This window comes from Clostridium oceanicum (assembly GCF_039521385.1).
GTDB lineage: Bacteria > Bacillota > Clostridia > Clostridiales > Clostridiaceae > Clostridium_F > Clostridium_F oceanicum.
Map to the genome: position 1 here is coordinate 88,947 of NZ_BAAACG010000001.1, position 22,631 is coordinate 111,577.

At 25.9% G+C, this 22,631-nt stretch carries 22 protein-coding genes, 1 pseudogene and 1 riboswitch; of the genes and pseudogenes, 20 read left to right on the forward strand and 3 right to left on the reverse strand.

Translation table 11 applies throughout. The annotated features are described in order from the left end of the window. Positions 1-25: 25 nt before the first annotated feature. The 20 genes and pseudogenes from ABDZ71_RS00390 (at position 26) to ABDZ71_RS00480 (ending at position 18,969) form a co-directional block, all read left to right on the forward strand. Complete coding sequence (locus ABDZ71_RS00390; RefSeq protein ID WP_343757703.1) at positions 26-778, forward strand: ABC transporter ATP-binding protein; 753 nt, start codon at positions 26-28, stop codon at positions 776-778. After that, positions 771-2,396: an ABC transporter permease subunit gene (locus ABDZ71_RS00395; RefSeq protein ID WP_343757705.1), complete on the forward strand. Its 1,626-nt coding sequence runs from the start codon at positions 771-773 to the stop codon at positions 2,394-2,396. The genes ABDZ71_RS00390 and ABDZ71_RS00395 overlap by 8 nt, the downstream gene beginning before the upstream one ends. A 47-nt stretch (positions 2,397-2,443) precedes the next feature. Then, complete coding sequence (locus ABDZ71_RS00400) at positions 2,444-3,430, forward strand: extracellular solute-binding protein (RefSeq protein WP_343757707.1); 987 nt, start codon at positions 2,444-2,446, stop codon at positions 3,428-3,430. An 88-nt stretch (positions 3,431-3,518) separates the two neighbouring features. Then, positions 3,519-4,601: pseudogene (phnW, locus tag ABDZ71_RS19880) on the forward strand (2-aminoethylphosphonate--pyruvate transaminase); the annotation flags it as partial. A 9-nt stretch (positions 4,602-4,610) separates the two neighbouring features. Further along, positions 4,611-5,462 carry a phosphonoacetaldehyde hydrolase gene (gene phnX, locus ABDZ71_RS19885; RefSeq protein ID WP_425544679.1) on the forward strand — a complete coding sequence of 284 codons (852 nt, stop codon included), beginning with the start codon at positions 4,611-4,613 and terminating at the stop codon, positions 5,460-5,462. Beyond that, positions 5,452-5,802 (forward strand): hypothetical protein, encoded by a 351-nt coding sequence (locus tag ABDZ71_RS00410; RefSeq protein WP_343757711.1) that lies wholly within the window; start codon positions 5,452-5,454, stop codon positions 5,800-5,802. The genes phnX and ABDZ71_RS00410 overlap by 11 nt, the downstream gene beginning before the upstream one ends. Positions 5,803-5,828: 26 nt before the next feature. After that, on the forward strand, positions 5,829-6,881 hold the full coding sequence (locus ABDZ71_RS00415) for an aminotransferase class III-fold pyridoxal phosphate-dependent enzyme (RefSeq protein WP_343758232.1): 1,053 nt from the start codon (positions 5,829-5,831) through the stop codon (positions 6,879-6,881). A 116-nt stretch (positions 6,882-6,997) separates the two neighbouring features. Then, positions 6,998-7,100: riboswitch (TPP riboswitch) on the forward strand. A gap of 314 nt (positions 7,101-7,414) precedes the next feature. Next, positions 7,415-8,020: a thiamine phosphate synthase gene (locus ABDZ71_RS00420; RefSeq protein WP_343758234.1), complete on the forward strand. Its 606-nt coding sequence runs from the start codon at positions 7,415-7,417 to the stop codon at positions 8,018-8,020. 81 nt (positions 8,021-8,101) lie between these two features. Next, entirely contained in the window at positions 8,102-8,296 is a 195-nt protein-coding gene (gene thiS / locus ABDZ71_RS00425) for a sulfur carrier protein ThiS (protein ID WP_343757713.1), read from the forward strand. Positions 8,297-8,299: 3 nt separating this feature from the next. Then, positions 8,300-9,106 (forward strand): sulfur carrier protein ThiS adenylyltransferase ThiF, encoded by an 807-nt coding sequence (gene thiF / locus ABDZ71_RS00430; protein ID WP_343757715.1) that lies wholly within the window; start codon positions 8,300-8,302, stop codon positions 9,104-9,106. Positions 9,107-9,254: 148 nt separating this feature from the next. After that, positions 9,255-10,031: a thiazole synthase gene (locus ABDZ71_RS00435; protein ID WP_343757717.1), complete on the forward strand. Its 777-nt coding sequence runs from the start codon at positions 9,255-9,257 to the stop codon at positions 10,029-10,031. Between the two features lie 3 nt (positions 10,032-10,034). Next, entirely contained in the window at positions 10,035-11,138 is a 1,104-nt protein-coding gene (gene thiH / locus ABDZ71_RS00440; protein ID WP_343757719.1) for a 2-iminoacetate synthase ThiH, read from the forward strand. Between the two features lie 91 nt (positions 11,139-11,229). Beyond that, positions 11,230-11,871, forward strand: coding sequence for an Rv1352/Rv1906c domain-containing protein (locus ABDZ71_RS00445; protein WP_343757721.1), 642 nt, complete (start codon positions 11,230-11,232; stop codon positions 11,869-11,871). A 203-nt stretch (positions 11,872-12,074) separates the two neighbouring features. After that, positions 12,075-12,914 carry an MBL fold metallo-hydrolase gene (locus ABDZ71_RS00450; protein ID WP_343757722.1) on the forward strand — a complete coding sequence of 280 codons (840 nt, stop codon included), beginning with the start codon at positions 12,075-12,077 and terminating at the stop codon, positions 12,912-12,914. Between the two features lie 256 nt (positions 12,915-13,170). Further along, positions 13,171-14,055: an SPL family radical SAM protein gene (locus ABDZ71_RS00455; protein ID WP_343757723.1), complete on the forward strand. Its 885-nt coding sequence runs from the start codon at positions 13,171-13,173 to the stop codon at positions 14,053-14,055. Positions 14,056-14,186: 131 nt separating this feature from the next. Further along, entirely contained in the window at positions 14,187-14,600 is a 414-nt protein-coding gene (locus tag ABDZ71_RS00460; RefSeq protein WP_343757725.1) for a MarR family winged helix-turn-helix transcriptional regulator, read from the forward strand. Positions 14,601-15,185: 585 nt separating this feature from the next. After that, positions 15,186-16,325, forward strand: a complete 1,140-nt coding sequence (locus tag ABDZ71_RS00465) for an acyl-CoA dehydrogenase family protein (protein WP_343757727.1) — start codon at positions 15,186-15,188, stop codon at positions 16,323-16,325. A 339-nt stretch (positions 16,326-16,664) separates the two neighbouring features. Continuing rightward, entirely contained in the window at positions 16,665-17,105 is a 441-nt protein-coding gene (locus ABDZ71_RS00470; protein ID WP_343757729.1) for a MarR family winged helix-turn-helix transcriptional regulator, read from the forward strand. A gap of 15 nt (positions 17,106-17,120) precedes the next feature. Continuing rightward, positions 17,121-17,792 (forward strand): 4Fe-4S binding protein, encoded by a 672-nt coding sequence (locus ABDZ71_RS00475; RefSeq protein ID WP_343757731.1) that lies wholly within the window; start codon positions 17,121-17,123, stop codon positions 17,790-17,792. 271 nt (positions 17,793-18,063) lie between these two features. Beyond that, positions 18,064-18,969: an N-acetylmuramoyl-L-alanine amidase gene (locus tag ABDZ71_RS00480; RefSeq protein WP_343757733.1), complete on the forward strand. Its 906-nt coding sequence runs from the start codon at positions 18,064-18,066 to the stop codon at positions 18,967-18,969. Positions 18,970-19,228: 259 nt separating this feature from the next. Here the strand turns inward: ABDZ71_RS00480 and ABDZ71_RS00485 are convergent, their stop codons facing one another. From ABDZ71_RS00485 to ABDZ71_RS00495, 3 genes are all read right to left on the reverse strand, one after another. Further along, positions 19,229-20,407, reverse strand: coding sequence for a DHHW family protein (locus tag ABDZ71_RS00485; protein ID WP_343757735.1), 1,179 nt, complete (start codon positions 20,405-20,407; stop codon positions 19,229-19,231). A gap of 158 nt (positions 20,408-20,565) precedes the next feature. Continuing rightward, complete coding sequence (locus ABDZ71_RS00490; protein WP_343757737.1) at positions 20,566-21,972, reverse strand: MBOAT family O-acyltransferase; 1,407 nt, start codon at positions 21,970-21,972, stop codon at positions 20,566-20,568. Between the two features lie 23 nt (positions 21,973-21,995). After that, positions 21,996-22,484 carry a DUF4358 domain-containing protein gene (locus tag ABDZ71_RS00495; protein ID WP_343757739.1) on the reverse strand — a complete coding sequence of 163 codons (489 nt, stop codon included), beginning with the start codon at positions 22,482-22,484 and terminating at the stop codon, positions 21,996-21,998. Positions 22,485-22,631: the final 147 nt, after the last annotated feature.

The following is a 22,631-nucleotide window of genomic DNA, read 5'->3' on the forward strand; positions in this document are numbered from 1 at the left end:
TTAAGTTTATAGGAGGCGAATAATTTTGTTAGAGCTTAAAAATATAAAAAAGCAATTTGATGGCAATATAGTATTAGATGATATAAATCTTAAAATACAAAAAGGTGAAATAGTATCTATGTTAGGACCTAGTGGAAGTGGTAAAACTACATTGTTAAATATAATATTAGGGTTAACTCAAATGGATAGTGGTTCTATTATTTTTGAAGGAGAGGATATAACAAATACATCCATGAAAGATAGGGGTTTTAACATAGTGTTTCAAGATTATGCTTTATTTCCTAATTTAAATGCATATCAGAATATAGTTTATGGATTAAAAAATAATTCAAAGTTGATTAATAAAGAAGAGCTTGATGGATTAATAAATTTTTTAGGATTAGAAGATCACTTAAAAAAGAGTATATATAAACTTTCAGGAGGTCAAAAACAAAGAGTAGCTTTAGCTAGAACCTTAGTTACAAAACCTAAAATACTTCTTTTAGATGAACCTTTAAGTGCTTTAGATGGAGTTATAAAAGAAACTATAAAAAATAAAATAAAGGATATAACAAAAAAATATAACCTTACAACTATAATAGTGACTCATGATCCAGAAGAAGCATTAACTATGTCAGATAAAGTTTTAATTATTAACAAAGGGAGGATATCACAATTTGGAACGCCTAAAGAAGTTATAAACAAGCCTAAAAATAATTTTATAAAGGAATTTATTTTAAGTCAATTGCAAATAAAAAGAAATAATATATATAGTTTGTTTGGAGAATGTTATGTATAGTAAAAAATCAGAAATAAAAATTATATATTTATTATCTACAATATTTTTCATAGGATTTCTTATTATTCCATTAATAATACTTTTACTTAATTCTTTTAAAATCGGAGAAAACTATGGGGTTTCAAATTATATTTTATCTATAAAAGATAAAGATGTGTTAATTTCTATGATTAATAGTATAAAAGTTTCAGCTTTAACTTCAATAGTAACTACATTTATAGCTTTTATATTATCTTATACTATACATTGTACAAACATATATAAATCTATAAAGAATATAATAAAGATTGGAATTTTAGTACCAATGTTACTTCCTACTATAACATATGGGTTTGCAATTATATATTCTTTTGGTAAACAAGGTTTACTAACTAGATTATTTGGAAGAGAAATAGTTCAAATATATGGATTTAAAGGATTACTTATAGGATACATAATATATACACTTCCACCAACTTTTCTTATAATAAATAATTCTTTCACATATATAGATAAAAAATTTATTATAGTATCAAAACTTATGGGAGATGGCAAATTAAGAAGTTTTGTAAATATAATAGTAAAACCATTAATAGGTACTTTATGTGGAGCATTAGTTTTATCTTTTGTTTTGAGTTTTACAGACTTTGGTATTCCAGCATCCATAGGTGGAAACTATAAAGTTATTTCAGCTAAGCTTTACCAAGTTATGTTAGGTGCAATTCCAGATTTTAATATGGGGTCAGTTATAGCCATATACATGCTTATACCAGCAGTGTTTGCAGTCATAATTTTAAAATATGTAGAAAGATTTAACTTTCACTATTATAAATTTAATAAAGCAGAAATAATTAAAAACAATCCTAGAGATATATTTTTTTCCATTGTAGCTATGCTTATATTACTAGGTATTACATCTATATTTTTAGTTATGTTTATAGTACCTTTTACAGAAAATTTTCCTTATAATATGAATTTTACTTTAGATTTCTTTAAAAAGACACTAGTTTCAGAAGATATTTTAGATGTGTACAAGAATTCTATTATAGTATCAATATTTTCAGCAGTTTTAGGAAGCTTAGTGTCTTATATATTAGCAATAATAAATGTGAGAACAGGTATAAATAAAAAAGCTAAAACAGCAATAGATATTATATCTATGATCACAAATACAGTTCCAGGAATGGTACTTGGGTTATCTTATCTTTTATTTTTCAATAAAAGTAGTTTGAAAGGGACATTTATTATAATAATACTTTGTAATGTAGTCCATTTTTTTACTACTCCATATCTTATGGCTAAAAATTCTTTTTCAAAAATGAATCCTAACTTTGAAAACACAGGAGAACTTCTAGGAGATAGTTGGATTAAAACAGTAGTTAGAGTAATTCTTCCTAATTCCATAACAACAATAATAGAAATGTTTACTTATTATTTTATAAATTCTATGGTTACCATAAGTGCAATTATATTTATAGTAAATGCTAGTACATCTGTTATGACAAGTAAGATAAAAGAACTTGAACATTATAGTAATTTTAATCAAATATTTGTTTTATCTATACTAATTTTTATAACTAATATCTTAGTAAAAATTTCAGGCAACGTAATTAATGATAAATTATCCATTTACAAATAAAGTGAAGGATAAAATATAATAATTTAATAAAAGAGGAGAGATATTTTATGAAAAGATCACTTAAAGCTATTATACTTTGCTTAATATCAGTTTTTATGTTGGTAGCAGTAGTAGGATGCGGTAAAAAAACTAGTGACAAAGTTGTTATTTATACTAATGCAGATGATGAGGCAGTAGAGGCTATGAAAAAAAGCCTTGATTTAGAAGGATTTAAAGATAAATATACATTAAAGACTTTTGGAACTTCTGAACTTGGTGGAAAACTTATGGCAGAAGGGGATAAAATAGAAGCTGGTTTAATAACTATGAGTTCTTATTTCATAGAAAGTGCTCAAAATAAAAATGACATGTTTGAAAAATTAAGTTTTAATACTAAAGCATTAGATAAATATCAAAACTATTATTCACCTATCCTTGGAAACACAGGAGCTATATTTGTAAATACTAAAGTTATAAAAGAAAAAGGTGTTTCTATGCCAAAATCAGTAAAAGATTTAACTAAGCTTGAATATAAAGGATTAGTTTCAATACCAAATATAATGGATTCTTCTACAGCGTGGCTTCTTATACAATCAATAATAAGTGAATATGGAGAAGATGAAGGAAAGACTATTTTAACTAATCTTGTTAAAAATTGTGGACCCCATGTAGAAAGTTCAGGTTCAGGTCCAATAAAGAAAGTAAGAGCTGGAGAAGTTGCAGCAGGATTTGGTCTTCGTCATCAAGCAGTATCAGATAATAAAGAAGGTAAACCAATAGATTACATAGATCCAGTAGAAGGTAATTATTCATTAAAAGAAGCAGTTGCAGTAGTTAAAAAGAAGGATAAAGATAGTGAAAAACTTGCTATGGACATGGCTAAAGTTATAACAACGAAGGCAAGAAAAGAACTTTTAAAGTATTATCCAGTAGCTTTATATGAAGGTGAAACTGTAGATGATGAAAATAAACCTAAAAATTCTAAAAGTTTTAAAGAACCTTTAACTTTAGATCTTCTAAAAAAACATCAAGAATTCTTTAAAGCTGCAAAATAATTAATATACTGGATAAATAGTAAGATTTATTTCATATTAAGTTTAAAAATTAAGACTATGTTTACTAATAAAAGATAGGAGAAATTTTATGAATAAATATAAGCTTTTGACACCAGGACCTTTAACAACTACAGATACTGTAAAAAGACAAATGTTAATAGATCGTTGTACTTGGGATAATGATTATAAAAAAATAACAGAAGATATTAGAAGCAAACTTTTAGATTTAGCTGAAGCTTCCAGTGATTTATATACTTCAGTACTTATGCAAGGCAGTGGAAGTTTTGGAGTTGAATCAGTAATAAATACTGAAGTAGGAAGAGATGATAAAGCTTTAATAATTACTAATGGAGCTTATGGAGAAAGAATTGTAAATATGGCTAAATATATAGGAATTAGCTATGTAGTTTATAGTACAGAGTGTGATAAATTACCTGATTTAAGTGAAATAAAAAATATATTAGAAGAAGATAAAAAAATAACACATATAATAATTGTTCATTTAGAAACTACAACGGGAATATTAAATCCAATTGAGAAGGTAGCAAAACTTTCAAAAAAGTATGATAAAACTTTAATAGTTGATGCTATGAGCAGTTTTGGAGGAATACCAATAAAAATGCAAGATTTAGAAATAGACTATTTGGTTAGTAGCTCAAATAAGTGTATTCAAGGAGTTCCAGGATTTAGTTTTGTTATAGCAAATATTAAAAAACTATCAAAATGTAATGGTAATTCAAAAAGTTTATGTTTAGATTTGTATCAGCAGTGGCAAGTTATGGAGAAAGATTCTGGAAAGTGGAGGTTTACTTCTCCAACACATGTAGTAGCAGCTTTTTCAAAGGCCATTGATGAACTTATTAAAGAAGGTGGAATTGAAGCTAGATATAAAAGATATAAAGAAAATAATGATATTCTTATAAAAAAATTTAAAGAAATGGGAATAGATTCTTATATAGATAAAGAAGTTCAATCTCCTGTAATAACTACTTTTCTTATGCCAAATAAGGATTTTAATTTTAAAGATTTTTATGAATATATAAAAGAAAGAGGTTTTGTTATATATCCTGGTAAACTTACTGAGGTAGATACTTTTAGAGTGGGTAATATTGGTGAAATATATAAAGAAGATATAGAAAATTTATGTGGTATAGTAAAAACGTATATAAAGGAGAACAATATGAAGGAGAAAATTGTAAAAAACAACATTGAGGGAGTAATATTTGATTGGGCAGGAACTACTGTTGACTTTGGATGCTTTGCACCAGTAAATGTATTTATTGATATTTTTAAAGAAAAGGGTATAAGTGTAACTATAAGAGAAGCTAGAAAACCTATGGGAATGCTTAAAAGAGACCATATAAAAGCAATGCTTGAAATGGATTCAATAAGAAAGCAATGGAAAGAAAAATTTAATAGAGATTTTAAAGAAAAAGATATAGATGAGCTGTATTCAAATTTTAAACCTAAACTTATAGAAAGTCTTTCAGATTATGTAACACCTATTCCAGAGGTTGTAGATACTGTTAATGAGTTAAGAAAAAGGAATTTGAAAATTGGTTCAACAACTGGATATACTGATGATATGATAGAAATAGTTTTAAAAGGAGCTAAAGAAAAAGGATATGAGCCTGATTTTTATGTGACACCAGATTCTACAGAGTCTTATGGTAGACCATATCCATATATGATATATAAAAACATGGAGGCTTTAAAATTTTCAACCCCTTCTAAAGTAATAAAAGTGGGAGATACAAAATCTGATATAAAAGAAGGGGTAAGTTCAGGAGCTTGGTCTGTTGGAGTTGTAATTGGTAGCTCTGAAATGGGTTTTAGTTTAGAAGAATTTAATAGACTTTCAGAAAATCAAAAAAGTAAAGTTATAAATGAAACTAGAGAAGCTTTTTTAGATGCAGGAGCAGATTTTACTATAAAATCAATGAAAGAACTTCCTGATTTGATAGATCATATTAATAAACTTATATCAGAAAACATAAAACCAGGTTGTAAGGCTGAGTTATATGGAGAATAATTATAAAAAACAATTATTTAATATTAAAGAAAATAGAAGTAATGAGAAAGATCAATGTATAGAAGAAATAACTAATAATTCTCTTAATAGAGAAGGGGATATAAATTTAAGTTTAAATAGAGTTAATTGGAACAAAAATCTAAATCATAATACTAAAAAAATATTATTAGAAGATGAAAAAAATTATATAAAGCAGTCTATGTCAACTCCATGTATGAATGTTATTGTGGATGCTAAAGATTGCTATATAAAAGATTTAGATGGCAAAGAGTATCTTGATTTTCATGGTAATAGTGTTCATCAAATAGGATATAAAAATAAAAAGTTGTACAAGCTATAAAAAATCAAATAGAAGAATTACCATTTATACCAAGAAGATATACATCTAATATAGCTGTAAAGGCTGCAAAAGCTCTTATTGATAAAACAATATCTAAAGATTATAAAGTATTGTTTATTCCATCTGGAAGTGTGGCAATCGGAATAGCACTTAAAATAGCAAGAAAAGTTACTGGTAGGCATAAAGTTATATCTATGTGGGAGTCTTTCCATGGAGCGGGACTTGATTCTATATCTGTAGGAGGAGAATATGTTTTTAAAAAAGACATGGGACCGTTAATTCCGGGGTGCATAAAAGCTATACCCTATAACGGATACAGAAATTTTATAAAGAGTGAATCAAAAGAAATAGTTTCTGACTTTTGTATAAACTATATAGAATATATAATTAAAAATGAAGGAGATATAGGTGCTATACTGCTTGAGCCAGTCAGAGCAACGGATATTCATGTTCCCCCTAAGAGCTATTTTGAAAAATTAAGAAAAGTTTGTGATGAAAATAAAATACTTTTGATTTTTGATGAAATACCAACAGCAATTGGAAGAAGTGGAGAGTTTTATGTTCACCAAAACTTTAATGTAGAACCAGATATACTTGTACTTGGTAAAGGTCTTGGGGGAGGAGTTATTCCTCAAGCTGCAGTACTTACAAAATCTAAATATGATTTAGCAGAGGATATATCATTAGGTCATTATACTCATGAAAAACCAGCATTAGGTTGTGCAGCAATATGTGCTACCATAGATTATATTGATGAAAATAAACTTGTTTTTGAATGTAAAAAGAAATCAGAGTTTGCAAAGAGGTGTTTATCTAATCTTTATGATAAGCATGAATGTATTGGGGATTTTAGAGTACAGGGACTTTTGATTGCATTTGAATTTGTAAAAGATAGAATTTCAAAAGAAAAAGATAATAGTATTGCTGAAAAAATATTATATTATTGTCTAAATAAAGGATTGTCATTTAAAATAGGATCTGGTAATTGTCTTATTTTTCACCCTCCTCTTATTGTAGAAGAAGAAGAATTGTTATTTGCTTTTAATTTGATTGATGAAGCAATAAAGACACTTAAATAAATTTTAGAATTTAATATAGATTATATCTAAAATAATAATCATAAGTAATTATTTAATATAAAGTATTTACAAATAAAATTTTTAGAGTTAAAATAAATATAAAATTAAATATAGTAAAAAGTTGCTAGGAGTGCCTTGTTATGGCTGAGATCGATTTTATCGGAATCCTTTGAACCTGAAATAATTAATATTAGCGTAGGAAAGCATTATTATAATTAAAGTAAATTTTATATTTGGTTATAAATAGAGCTTGCCTTTAGGTGAGCTCTTTATTTATATGCCTATAAAATTATTTATTTGATTATTAATGGGTTAATATTTTTTAGTATAAATTTTTGAAAATAAATAAGAATTTTTAGCAAAGTAAAAAATTTTATAGATATACATGTTTTAGCTTTTTATTATTTAATATATCAAAAATCATTAATATATTTTAGTATTATGTAAATAAAAACAATAAACTTAAAATTAAAGATTTATGTTTAGAGGGGGTAATAACAGTAGAAAATGCTGAAGGTAAAGAATTATATCTTATAACTAATAGAAAACTTATAAAAGAAGGTGATATACAAACTGTTATAAGAAAAGCTATAGATGGAGGAGTAGATACTGTTATATTAAGAGAAAAAGATTTATCATTTGATGAGCTGTATCCTATAGCATATAAATTAAGACAAGTTATAGATAATAAAAATAAAACTGAAGGTAGTAATAAGAAAATAATAATTAATTCAAATATTGATGTGGCTAAAGAAATAAATGCAGACGGTTTTCATACTAATTTTGAAAACTTTATAAATAAAAATATTGAGTTTAATGGTTTGATTGGAGTTTCAGTTCATAGTTTAGAAGAAGCAGTACTAGCAGAGAAAAATGGAGCAAGTTATCTTCTTGCAAGTCACATATATAAGACAGATTGTAAAAAGGGATTAAAACCTAGAGGGTTAGACTTTATAAAAAGTATAAGAGAAAATACATTTATACCATTAATAGGGTTAGGTGGTATAAATGATGAAAATTTAGAAGATGTGATTTTAAAAGGAGCAGATGGAATAGCTGTAATGTCATATATTATGGCAGATGAAAATCCTTTTAAATCAGCTCAAAAATTAAAGAATAATTTAATAAAAGTAAGATAGTTAAAAATAACACTATCTTAGCAATGAAACTAGACTGAATATTCATAATATATTGAATTTTTAGAGAAAGGAGAAGGGTATATGATAGTTAATGGTAAAAATATAGATTACAAAGAAGGAATTACTGTTGAAAATCTTCTTGATAAATTAGATTTAAATATGGACAAGGTTGTTGTAGAAGTTAATCTTAATATAATATCAAAAGAAAACTATAGTGATATTTTACTTAATAAAGAAGATAAGATTGAAATAATAAGCTTTGTAGGTGGTGGTTAATCTATGAGAGTATCTATAAATGAAAAAAGTTTTTATGTAAAAGAAAATAGTAGTATTTTTGATATAAAAAATAGATTTAAAAAAGATGCTGATGTAGTTATTTTAAATGGGTTTCCCATAGAAAAAGATGAGGTTTTAAAAGAAAATGATAAAGTAGTTTTAATAAAAAAAGGTGAGATTCCAAGTAAAGAAGAACTTGAGCATCTTTTAGTTTCTAGGCATACTCCAAAAGTTTATGACAAGCTGAAAAAAGAGGCTGTTGGTATTGCAGGACTTGGAGGGCTAGGATCAAATGTTGCAGTATCTCTTTCAAGAATCGGTATAGGAAAACTTGTTTTAGTAGATTTTGATGTAGTTGAACCAAGTAATCTAAATAGACAACAATATTTAATAAAGCATTTAGGAATGAAAAAAACAGAAGCCATGAAAGAAATGATTTCAGAGATTAATCCTTTTGTAAAAGTAGAAATAAAAGATAAGTATATAACAGAAGATAATGTATTAGATATATTTAAAAATGTAGATATTATAGTGGAAGCTTTTGATAGTCCAAAATGTAAGGCTTCTTTAGTTAGTGAAATTCTAACAAAAACAAAGGATAAAGTAATAGTTGCTGCATCTGGAATGGCAGGTTATTTTTCTAGCAATACTATAAAAACTAAAAAAATAAATGATAGATTTTATTTAATTGGTGATGAAGTAAATGAAGCAAAAGAGGGGTCAGGCCTTATGGCTCCAAGAGTTTCTATTACAGCTAATCATCAAGCTAATATGGTTTTAAGGTTAATAATGGGGCAAAAGGAAACATAAATAAAAATTAAGTTGTTATATTTAACTAACAGATGTATATAATATTTAAATTAAAATTATATATAAATTTTTGAGGCATAAATAAAAAAATAAGAAAGGAAAAGTATAGTGAACTTACTACATATTATTCATTATACAGGGTGATTATATGGATATTTTTAAAATTGGTGGAGTAGAACTTAAAAATAGATTATTTATTGGTACAGGAAAATTTCCAGATAAAAAAATGTTAACAGAGGTTATAGAAAAATCAGAATCACAGGTTATAACTATGGCTCTAAGAAGAGTAGATATAACATCTAAAGAAGAAAATGTTTTAGAATATATACCTAAAGATAGAATACTCCTTCCTAACACTTCTGGTGCTAGAAATGCTGAAGAGGCGGTTAGAATTGCTAAATTAGCTAAAGCTAGTGGATGTGGAGATTGGATTAAAATTGAAGTTATAGAGGACAATAAATATTTACTTCCAGATAATTTTGAAACAATAAAAGCTACAGAAATATTAGCAAAAGAAGGTTTTACAGTACTTCCTTACATGAATCCAGATTTGATAGATGCTAAAAGGCTGGTAGATGCAGGTGCAGCTGCAGTTATGCCTTTAGGTGCACCAATAGGAACTAATAGAGGTATAAGAACTAAAGAAATGGTTCAAATACTTATAGATGAAATTAATGTACCTATAGTTGTAGATGCAGGAATAGGTAGACCATCAGAAGCTTGTGAAGCCATGGAAATGGGAGCAGATGCAGTCTTAGTTAATACAGCAATAGCAACAGCAGGAAATCCAGTAGATATGGCAAAAGCTTTTAATTTAGCAGTGAAGTCAGGAAGAATGGCATATGTTTCAAAGGTAGGAACTCGAAAAAAATGTGCTAGTGCATCTTCACCACTTACAGGATTTTTAAATGAAGGCGAGGCATAAAAGATGGGTTTCTATGATGAATATTTAAAATATAAAGATTTCGATTTCCATAAGTTTTTTGAAAATGTTGATGATCAAGATATATTAAGAGCAATAAATAAAAATAAGTTAGACGTATATGATTTTTTAGCATTATTATCTCCAAAAGCAGAAAATTATTTAGAAGAGATAGCTACAAAAGCTCATAGATTAACGCTTAACAATTTTGGGAAAGCAGTAGTTCTATTTACACCTATGTATTTAGGCAATTACTGTGTTAATAAGTGTGCCTATTGCGGATTTAATTTTGATAATGATATAAAAAGAAAAAAGCTTACAATGGAAGAGGTAGATAGAGAAGCTAAGAAAATTTATGAGACAGGATTAAGACATATTTTAATATTAACAGGATCTTCAAGAAAAGAAACACCAGTTTCTTATATGATAGATGCAATTAATATACTTAAAAAATATTTTGATTCTATATCAATAGAGGTATATCCACTTAAAGAAGAAGAATATAGACAAGTTGTTGAAGCTGGAGTTGAAGGCCTTTCAATATATCAAGAAGTTTATAATGAAGAAATTTATGATAAAGTACATCTTGCAGGACCTAAAAAAAATTATATGTTTAGACTTAATGCTCCAGAAAGAGCTTGCAAAGCTAGAATAAGAAATGTATGTATAGGAGCATTATTAGGACTTGATGATTGGAGACGTGAATTTTTCTATGGAGGACTCCATGCTAAATATCTTCAGGACAAATATTCAGATGTAGATGTAGCACTTGCTCTTCCTAGAATAAGGGCCCATGCGGGAAGTTTCACACAGATATATGATGCAAATGATAAAAATGTAGTTCAAATGGTATTAGCTTGTAGATTATTTATGCCACGAGCTGGAATTACAATGACAACAAGAGAAAAAGCGGAATTTAAAAATCATCTACTACCACTTGGAGTTAATAAGATATCAGCGGGAGTTACTACAGAAGTAGGTGGACATACTTTAGAAGATGAAAGTGATCCTCAATTTGACATAATTGATGGAAGAAGTGTTGAAGAAGTAAGAAAGGATTTACTTAATTTAGGATATCAACCAGTATTTAAAGATTGGATGAAAATCTAGATTAGTTTATAAAAATACCCCCACTATGTAATAATTAATTCAATTTATTCATAAGGATAAATGATTGTATATTATATATGGGGGTTTTGTTATGTCAGAAAATCAAAAAACTAAAAAACCATTTTATAAAAAATGGTGGGTATGGGTAATTGCTATTATTATAGTTATAGGTCTAGTTTCAGCTGGTGGAAGTGATTCTAAAGATACAGGAACTAATAGTAAGGATAAAAAACAAACTTCAGTTAAAAGTGAATCAAAGAAAGACTCTATAAAATCTGGGATGTACAAAGTAGGAAAAGATATAAAGGCTGGTGAGTATGTTGTTGTATCTGATGATTCTGGAGCAGGATATATGCAAGTATCAAAAGATAGTAGTGGAGATATAAATGGAATAATTTGCAATGAAAATATTCAAAATAGAACTATAATTACAATTAAAGATGGACAATACTTTGAAGTTAAAGATGGTGAAATATATCCTATAGATAAAGCACCTAAGGTAGAAACTAAAGATAATGGATTACCATCCGGAATGTATAAAGTAGGAAAAGATATTAAACCAGGAGAATATAAAGTTTCATCTGAAGCAAATGGATATGTAGAAGTATCAAATAATAGTTTACAAGTTACAGAAAGTATAGTTTCAAATGATAATTTTAAAGGTGAAAAATATATAACAGTTAAAGATGGCCAATATTTAAAGATAAATAATGCTACATTGAAATTAAAATAGTATAAAAATAACCTAAGAGTATTCTCTTGGGTTATTTTTTATTTGAGTATTTATGATATGAGTAGATATTAAAGTGAACTTTTTCGTCTTGAATAGTTTATAAAATTATGATTAAATGTAAAATGTGCTATAATAGTTATAATTTTATTATTAAACTGCAGAAACTTAATGAAAAAATATAGCTTGAAAAGGAATGATAAAATATGAAATTAACAGTACTTGTAGATAATAATACAATTATAGATCGTTATTTTTATGGAGAACCAGGAGTATCTTATTTTATAGAAGATGAAGATATTAAGGTTTTATTTGATGTAGGATATAGTAAATTATATATTAAGAATGCAATTAAAATGGGATTAGATATTAAAAACATAGATTCAGTGGTTATTTCTCATGGACATAATGATCATACTGGAGGATTATTTGATTTAATTAAGTTTTATACAGAATGTAAAATAGAAAAGATAAATTATAATAAACCAAAGCTTATTGCTCATCCTTTAGCTTTTTTAGATAAAGAGACAAAAGAGGGAGAAGAAATAGGCTCACTTATAAAAGAAGATAAGTTAAGACAACATTTTAATACAAATTTAAGCAAAGATCCAATATGGTTAACAGATAAATTAGTTTTTCTTGGAGAAATAGAAAGAACAAATGATTTTGAAAATAAAACACCTATAGGAGTAGTTAAACATAAAGGTGAGACTAGAGATGACTATGTTTTAGATGACTCAGCTTTAGCTTATAAAACAGAAAAAGGATTAATTATAATTACTGGCTGTTCTCATGCTGGAATTTGTAATATTATAGAATATGCAAAAAAGGTTTGTAAAGAGGATAGAATACTAGACGTAATAGGTGGGTTTCATTTACTTGATCCAGATGAAAAAGTGATTCAAGCTACTTGTAAATATATAAAACAAAATAATATAAAAGATATTCATCCATGTCATTGTACCGATTTAAAATCTAAAATAGCTTTGTCTAAATCATCTAATTTAAAAGAAGTAGGTGTAGGATTAGTATTAGAATATAAATAAAAATTATAAAAGTATATATTAATAAAAGGATTTTCCGGATTTTACTAAAATTTTTTATTATATATACTTTTTTGTAGGTTTTGGTGCGTTTTAGAAATTTGAGTATATTAAATATTAATTTTAAGTTAGACATAATGTTGTCATATTAAATTTGATAAAATAGTGCTATGAGTAATATAGTAGATATTTATTAATAATTATTATGATTTTCAGTTAATGTGAATTTTCAAATTTGTAAAAGAAAGGTATTTTTTAAATGGAATACATAGAATCAAAAACAATATTATCTCCTTATAAAATTAATAATAATTGGTTCGGATATAATTATAATATGAACATATACAAAGGTTGTTGTCATGGATGTATTTATTGTGACAGTAGAAGTGAATGTTATAATATAGAAGACTTTGATAAAGTAAGGGCAAAAAAGAATGCTATTGGAATACTAAATAGTGAGCTTAAGTCAAAACGAAAAAAAGGAGTAGTTGCTACAGGAGCTATGTCAGATCCTTATAATACTTTTGAAAAAGAGTATGAATTTACAAGAAAAGCGTTAAAACTTATAAATAAATATAATTTTGGTGTTTCAATAGCTACAAAAAGTAATCTTATAACAAGAGATATAGATATATTAAAAAAGATAAAAACACATTCACCAGCTTTAACTAAAATGACAGTTACAACAGCAGATGATAAGTTATCTAAAATACTTGAACCTAATGTGTGTGAATCATCTAAAAGATTTGAAGCAATAAATAAACTTTCTTCTAATGGGATTTATACAGGAATACTATTAATGCCTATACTTCCATTCATTGAAGATACTGAGGACAATATAGTTAGTATAATAAGTTTAGCAAAAGAAAATGGTGCTAAATTTATATATCCTGCATTTGGGGTAACACTTAGGCAAAATCAAAGAGAGTATTTTTTTACTAAAGTTGATAGGTATTTTAAAAATATGTCTAATAATTACATAAAAGAATATGGGAATTCTTATAGATGTGGGTCAAAAAATGCACGTAAATTGTGGTATATTTTTAAAAAAGAATGTGATAAATCAAATATATTATATAAGATGGAAGATATAATAAAGGATTATAAAAAAGAATATGAAATAACACAATTGAGTTTATTTTAAAATAATTTCATATTATTAAAAAACATATATAGCTTTAAATAATATGAAAATTTATACAAATTATCATTAATTGACAAATGGTAATATTTTATAATATATTATACTCATTAGTATGATAAGGAGTAGACAGTATGGAATTAAATGAATGTATAAATTTTTTATTAACAAAAGCACAACATAATGTTTTTAAATATCTAAGTTCAAATCTTGAAGTACTTAATGTTACACCAGTTCAATATGGAATATTAAAATGTCTTTGGACTAAAGATGGTCAAACACCTAAACAGATAGGAGATACTTTAGGTCTTGATGGGTCAACTATTACTGGGATTTTAGATAGAATGGAAAAAAAAGAACTTTTAAAGAGAGCTAAACATCCAAATGATAGAAGAACTCTTAAAGTTGTTATTACTGAAAAAGGGTCTAATCTTAAAAAACCAGTACAAGAAGTTGTAAATAAAGCTAATGAATATATGCTTGAAATATTTACAGAAAAAGAACAAGAGCAGTTTAAAAATTTTTTAAGATTAATTGCTAATCGTTAGATTTATATATTTTCTTAGATTATAAGTATTGATACTATTTTCTGAGCTTTTTTAAGATTTCGATAACTTAGAAAATTAATAATTTTATATTTATTTTACAGCCCCTAATAGGGGTTTTTATTTTTATCATAATTTAATATGTACTGCCATTAGAGCTGGTTTTGTTTATATATTTTTATAAATGCTTTTACATTCTTTAATTTAATGAGTAAAATTGTTTGTTGACAAATCATTTGCATGCAAGTAAAATTAAACTGAACTTGAAAAAATTAACAAATAAATAATATAAATTGATTATAATCTATCATCATTAATTTGATGTAATTTAAGGCATATGAAAAAAATAATAAGTTAAAGATGTTATATATTTTGTTAAATAAAATCACTTATATTCTATTAATAGCATTGTTATTAGTAGGGGGTAAGGATTAGGTGGGTTACAGATTTAAATAAGATATTAACTAGTTATTTATTTTAATATGTTAAACCTAGGATAAATAAAAACTTAAAATCGATAGATAAAAACTTAAAATAATTTATTAGAAATTAGAACATATGGATTTTAAAAAACTAGGAGGGGATTATATGAATTTTGAATTATCCAAGAAACAAAAACTTGTACAAAAAACAGCAAGGGATTTTGCAGAGAAGGAGCTTAAACCTATAGCAATTGAAAATGATGAAAAAAGTGAGTTTCCTATAGATAAGTATAAGAAAATGGGACAAATGGGGCTTATAGGATTACCTTATCCTAAAGAATATGGTGGTTCAGGTGCAGATTATTTATCTTATGTATTAGCAGTAGAAGAAATTTCAAAAGTACATGCTTCTGTAGGAATATCATATTCTGTAACTACATCACTTTGCGCTGGTGGAATATTTAATAATGCATCAGAAGAGCAAAAGAAAAAGTATCTTCCAGACATATTATCTGGAAAGAAATTTGGATCTTTTGGCATGACAGAACCAAATGCAGGTTCTGATGCATCAGCTGCAACTGCTACAGCAGATAAAAAAGGTGATTATTATATATTAAATGGTACTAAGTGTTTTATTACAAATGGACCACTTTCAGAAACATTTTTAGTATTTGCAATAACAGACAAGAATAAAGGACCTAAAGGAGTATCAGCATTTATAGTAGAGAAAGGATATCCTGGATTTTCTATAGGGAAAGTAGAGGATAAATGTGGCATAAAGGCAGCACAAGTATCAGAACTTGTATTTGAAGATTGTAAGGTGCCTGCAGAAAATTTAGTATCTGAAGAAGGTAAAGGACTAAAAATAGCATTGTCTACTTTAGATGGTGGAAGAATAGGAGTAGCAGCACAGGGGCTTGGAATAGCTGAAGGAGCTTTTGAACGTGCAAAACAGTATTTAAAAGAAAGAATACAATTTGGCAAACCATTATTTAAAAAGCAGTATTTAGCATTTAAAATGGCAGACTTATCTCTTGAAATAGAAGAAGCTAAATATATTCTTTATAAAGCAGCAATAGATAAAGAAGAAGGAAGAGCTTATGGTATATCTGCAGCTAAGGCAAAGATAGCATGCACAGATGCAGCTATGCATGTAACTACAGAAGCAGTCCAAATGTTTGGTGGAAATGGATATATGAAAGAATATGAAGTTGAGAGAATGATGAGAGATGCTAAGATAACTCAGATATATGAAGGAACAAATGAAATACAAAAATTAATAATAAGCGGAAAGCTCTTTAGATAGTATATTAATTAAAAATCATAAATTTATAAATATTTTAATATATGGAATTTAAAGATTTTATATTTTTTAATATTAAAAATTACTGGAATTTATTTTTCAGTAATTTTTTTTATAAAATACTTTAATAATAGTACTATCCTTTTACTTTATTATTTAATTAAATTAAGATATTACATCTAGTAGTTTATTAAAGGTGATAAATATTTAAAATGTATAGAAAGTAAAAAGTAAATAATTTTATCTTATAATATTATATTCATATATTGACAGTTCTATATAGAACTATTATAATTATTCTATGTAGAACAAAAATATTGATATGAATTCTAAGGAGGGTTTATGTATAAAGAGAAGATAAATTCGTTACCAAGTTTAATATCAAAGGCCAATAAAAGTATAAAAAATATGCTAATAGAGGAATTAAAAAAAGCTGGAGCAGAAGAACTTTCACCTTCTCATGGATATATTTTAATTGGTTTATATAAAAATGAAAAAATGAGTATGACAGAGATAACTAAAACTATAGGGAAAAAGAAGAATACAGTTACTATGTTAGTAAAAAAACTAATAGACTATAATTATGTACAAAAACATTTAGACCCTAAGGATAGTAGAAAAACCTATATAGTATTAACTAAAAAGGGAAGAGAATTTCACAGTAAATTTGATGAAATATCAAAAAATTTAATAGATACAACTATTAAAGGATTCACTGAAGAAGAAAAACAATTATTTGTTGTTTTAATTGAAAAAATAATAAATAATTTCAAAGAGGTATAAAAAAGGAGAAAAAAAATGAATATAAAAGAAATATATGAAAGATTTAATGAAATAGGCTGTGTGGTTTTTTCTACTATAGATGGAGAATATCCAATGACTAGAATAGCTCATTTTTATGCTTGTGATGAAGAGGGATTGTATTTTAGAACTATGAAAATAAAACCTTTTTATAATCAATTAAATAAAACAAAAAAGGTATCAGTATGTGGTATGTCATCTAATACAGAAGTTTCACATGATGATAAAGGTATGCCAACCTTTGATGCTGGTTATACAATAAGAGTTACAGGAGATGTTAAAGAAGTTTCTTTTAATACATTAGAAGAAAAAGCGAAAAAAAATAAAGATTTTCTAGTAGGGGTTAAGGATACAATAAAATATCCAAACACTGCATCCTTTTGCCTTTATAGAGGATATGGAGAAGTATTTGATTATGACTTTGAAATGATAAGCAGAGATAATAAACTAATAAGAATTCCTTTCCATTTTAATGGAATTAAAGTCCCATTTAGAGGACTTAAAATAAATGATAATTGTATAGGATGTGGAGCATGTTTTAGTAAATGTTCATTTAAAGCAATAGAAAAAGATGGAGAAAAATTTAAAATAGATCCTTATAAATGTGATCTTTGTGGAGATTGTTATAGTGTTTGTAATCATAAAGCAATAGATACATATATGGAATAAATTAATAGTTTTAATATGTTAATTCAAATATTTATATTTAATAAATTCATTAGATTCAATATAAGTACATTAAATCAATAAGAGAATTAGGTGAATTACTATATTAATAATATGAAACCCTTATATATTTTGTTACTTTTTCATATGTGACTACATATATTTATAAGTAGGAGAATGTTTTACACCATAGCTAAACTTAAATATGTTTATAAAATATAGTTTGAGTAGACAAGCATAGGATTAGTTTCAAAATTATAAGGAGGAATATTTAATGAAAATAGGAATAGATTGCGGCCATACTTTATCTGGAGCAGATTATGGTGCTGTAGGTATTAAAGCTGAATCAAATCTTACTAGAGAAGTTGGAAATAGGGTAATACAAAAACTCCAAAAATTGGGGCATACAGTTGTTAATTGTACAGTAGATAGTGCAAGTTCTGTAAATTCTTCTCTATCACAAAGAGTTTCAAAAGCTAATAATTCTAATCTAGATTTATTTGTTTCAATTCATTTTAATGCTTTTAATGGAGCTGCTTATGGAACTGAGGTTTACACTTATGGAGCTAATAGACTTAGTAGTGCAGTTTCTGTTCTAAATAATATAGTATCTTTAGGATATACAAATAGAGGAATAAAAGATGGAAGTAGTTTATATGTAATTAGAAACACGTCTGCAAAATCTATGCTTATAGAATGTTGCTTTATAGATAATACTTCTGATATGAATAAGTTTAATGCAGAAAAAATGGCAGATGAAATAGTAAAGGGTTTAGTAGGAAGAACAACTGATATTCCAGGGGGAGGTTCAGAATCCGGTGGATCAGGTGGTTCTTCTGGAGGTTCTGGTAATATATACGGAAGCCATAGTTTGATAAAAGAACTACAACAAGAGATAAATAAACAAGGTTTTGGAAGTATAGCTGTAGATGGAATAGCAGGAGATGAAACTCTAAATGCATCTCCAATGGTTAGAAAAGGAGCTAGTGGAGGAATAACTAAAGTAATACAAAAAATGCTTATAAATATAGGATACCCTGTAGGATCTTATGGGGCAGATGGAGTATTTGGAAGCGGAACAGAAACAGCAGTAAAAGCATTTCAAAGAGATTGTAATCTTTCATCAGATGGAATAGTTGGTAGAGAAACTTGGAAAGCCTTATTTAGAAATTTAAAATAAGAATTTCATAGATATAAAATTACAAACTATTAGTAAAATAGATATGTAGTGTATAATAATTTCATAAGTATCTTTTATCAAATCTTTTTTAGTTAATATTAATAATGAATAAAGTTTAAAAGTGCAGTACTAACTATTATATAATTAATAATTAGTTTGCACTTTTGTTGTTTTATTTAGGGTAACTTAATATATTAAATTAAATGCTAGTATATAAATTTTTATATTATAAAGGGAAAAGAATCCTTCTGTTACTATTTTAATCTGTATCATACTCACTTATATCTAATATGGATTCATCTTCAAAGAAGGTATTTGCATTGTATAGTATAAGAGTATCTGTTATATTATTGTCTTTTATTAAATCTTGTATTTTATTAGCATAGTATCTTAAATCAACTACTAGTATGTTCTTATAATTAGTAGTTAAAAAAGGTACTATTGAATTAGCATAGGAATCTTTAATAATAAGTATGTTTTTATCAGATTCACTAGAAGTATTAATCTTAATTAATGGATGGTTGCCATCTGTAAATAAAGAATATTTATCTTTAGTATTTAGTCTTTTTGAATTATATAAACTAACAGATTTTTTCTTTTCTTCAATATAATTTACTATAACATTATCCTCTTTTTTAGGTATATATACATTTATTTTATCAGGGCTAACACTTTTAATACCAGATTTTGAATAAAGAGTACCATAAAAACTATTACTTACTGTATCAATATTATAGTCTTTTGAAAGCTTAGGGGTTAATTTTGCTGTTTTACAAAATTCTAAATAAGCTAAGTAAGCTCCTTCTGTAGTCCAGTGGTGATCTGTTTTATAATATATATATTTATTTTTATTATTATTTAAAATATCAAATACATTTATTTTTTTTACATTTTTATCTAAAGAAGAATAAAAATTATTTATATATTTAAGCTGATCATAGGATGGAGCGAAAAAAGGAAGTTTATCTTCTAAAGTTTTTATTTTTGTTGGAACTATCATTATATAGTTTGATAATTTACTATTAACTTTTATAAAAGTATTTATAGCCTTTAATTTTTCATTTATATCTTCTTTATTTGGTTTATTGAATTTACTGATTAAATATTTATCATCGCATATGTATACATTATTATTTTCCTTTTTACCTATTAATTTTTCTACAGATGATTTTATATTTACAAAGAAGTTTCTAAAGATAAATTGATCAGATATGTATTGCTCATATTTTTTAGTAAAATTATTATAGAGTAACTTTTCAATAGAAAACTTAGGTTTAGTTTTTAAATTACGGTTTTCTGATTCAGAAAATGATTTGTCTTTAGTTAAAATATTTAGTATTAAAACTATAAATATAAAAAATATAAAGATTAAAGCTAAGAGTCTTTTATACAAAGTATTAAATTTTTTTTGATTATTTCGTTTATAATTTAAGTTCATATGTATTATCACCTTTTATTATATAGAATGTAAAACTTAATTTATTGTTTAAGAAATTATATGTTTTTAAATAAATTGATTAGATTAAAACTAAGTAGACTGAATTAATAAGAAAACATGTAAAATTATAAAGGGATATTATATGTCCTTTATTTTAATTAGAATCTAAAGTATAAAAATGGGTTAAAACTTTCATTTACTAAGTATGTTGTAGATAAAAACAATATAAAAATAAGGGTGAAAGACATAATAACAGCACTTTTTATTGTAAATCGTTGTTTAAACTTCTTATGTATTATATTTACTATAGGGGTAGAGCAAAGTATAGCAATTATGATTAAAATGAAATTTGTATAAAAGTAGTATATAAAAGCTTTATCTATAAATTTATTTCCGTTAAGACAAAACATTACTTTTAAATATTTAAAAGAATTACTAAGTTTATCTATATCAAAAAAAACCCATCCAACAATTACAATTATCATAGTATATAAGTTTGAAGCAAACTTAGGAATTTTACTTAAATAGTTTCCTAAAAATATTTTTTCAATGAATATAAAAAAACCAAAATATAGTCCCCAAAATATAAAATTCCAACTAGCTCCATGCCATAATCCAGTAGTAAACCAAACTATAAATAAGTTTCTACATTGTTTTGGGAAATTAACACGGTTGCCTCCTAAAGGAATATATATATACTCTCTAAACCAAGAGCCTAAAGAAATATGCCATCTTCTCCAAAATTCACTTACACTTTTTGAGATGTATGGATAGTTAAAGTTTTCAATGAATTCAAAACCAAACATTTTTCCAAGACCAATAGCCATATCAGAATAACCACTGAAATCAAAATAAATTTGAAGAGTAAAAGCTATTATTCCAATCCACGAGGAAAGAACAGATAAATCAGAAATTTCTATGGCTTTTATACTTGTCCAAAGTAAACCTATATTATTTGCTATTAAAACCTTTTTTCCAAGCCCTATGATGAATCTTTCTACACCATCGCTAAATTTATCAAAATTTTCTTTTCTATGTTTAAGCTGGTATGCTATATCACTATATCTAACTATTGGACCTGCAACCAATTGTGGAAACATTGTTACATAGGCTCCAAAATTTATAATGTTTTTTTGAACTTTAACTTTTCCTAAATAAACATCAATAACATAAGATAAAATTTGAAATGTATAAAAAGATATCCCAATAGGAAGAGGGAGTCTATCAACAATTATACTGAGTCCAAATAAAGCATTAATATTATCTATAATAAAAGCAAAGTATTTGAAAAATGCTAGTAATACTAAATTAATGATTATAGTTATTATAAAAATTCTTTTAGATTTTTTTTTGTTATATCTATGTTTGTTTATAAATAAACTTGCAAAATAATCAAATATTATACTAAAAACCATAAGACTTATATAGAGAGGTTCTCCCCAACCATAAAATATTAAACTTATAAAGAGTATAGTGAAATTTTTCAATTTTTTAGGAGAGAAATAATATAATAATAAAGCAAGGGGTAAAAAGACGAAAATAAAAATTAAACTACTGAAAACCAATTACAGTCACTCCGAATCTTATTTTATTTAAAACTATCATTTATATTAATCATAATATTATTTGCATTTTTTGATACAATGAATATTAAATAGGGGCCTTTTACTTTTAAAATATGATTTTCCAATAATTCATACTGATTAGGTGCATAATCTTTAAAAGTATTAGATTGTTTTTCAATTCTTTTTTCTATACGTTCTTTTATAGAATCTATATCATCTTGATTTTTCACTTTTAGTATAAGAAGTTCATTAGCTTCCATGTTTGTTTTAGGGATATAGAGAGCAAAATCTTCTAATGTTTTATAACTAATACCGTAAAGCTTTCTAAGTTTAGATTTAGTAGATTTATTTAGTGAAGATAAATCATTGTTTTTTTTAATATTAGTTATTATTTCAGAAACTTTAGGAGATTTAAAGTGTATGATGGAACAACTACTAAATAAACTTGAGATAAAAGTAAGTGATAGTAGTAATGCAAATATTTTTATTTGTTTGTTTTTAAAATATTTCATTGTAATCATCCTGTCTGTGTTAGTTTTTAATTTTATAGATTAAATAATAAAGTCTTATATTAGTTACCTTTAAACCAATATTTATATCATCTTTGAGTTGTTATTTATTTTTATATGTCTACCCAATTTTGTTAATTACATGATTTG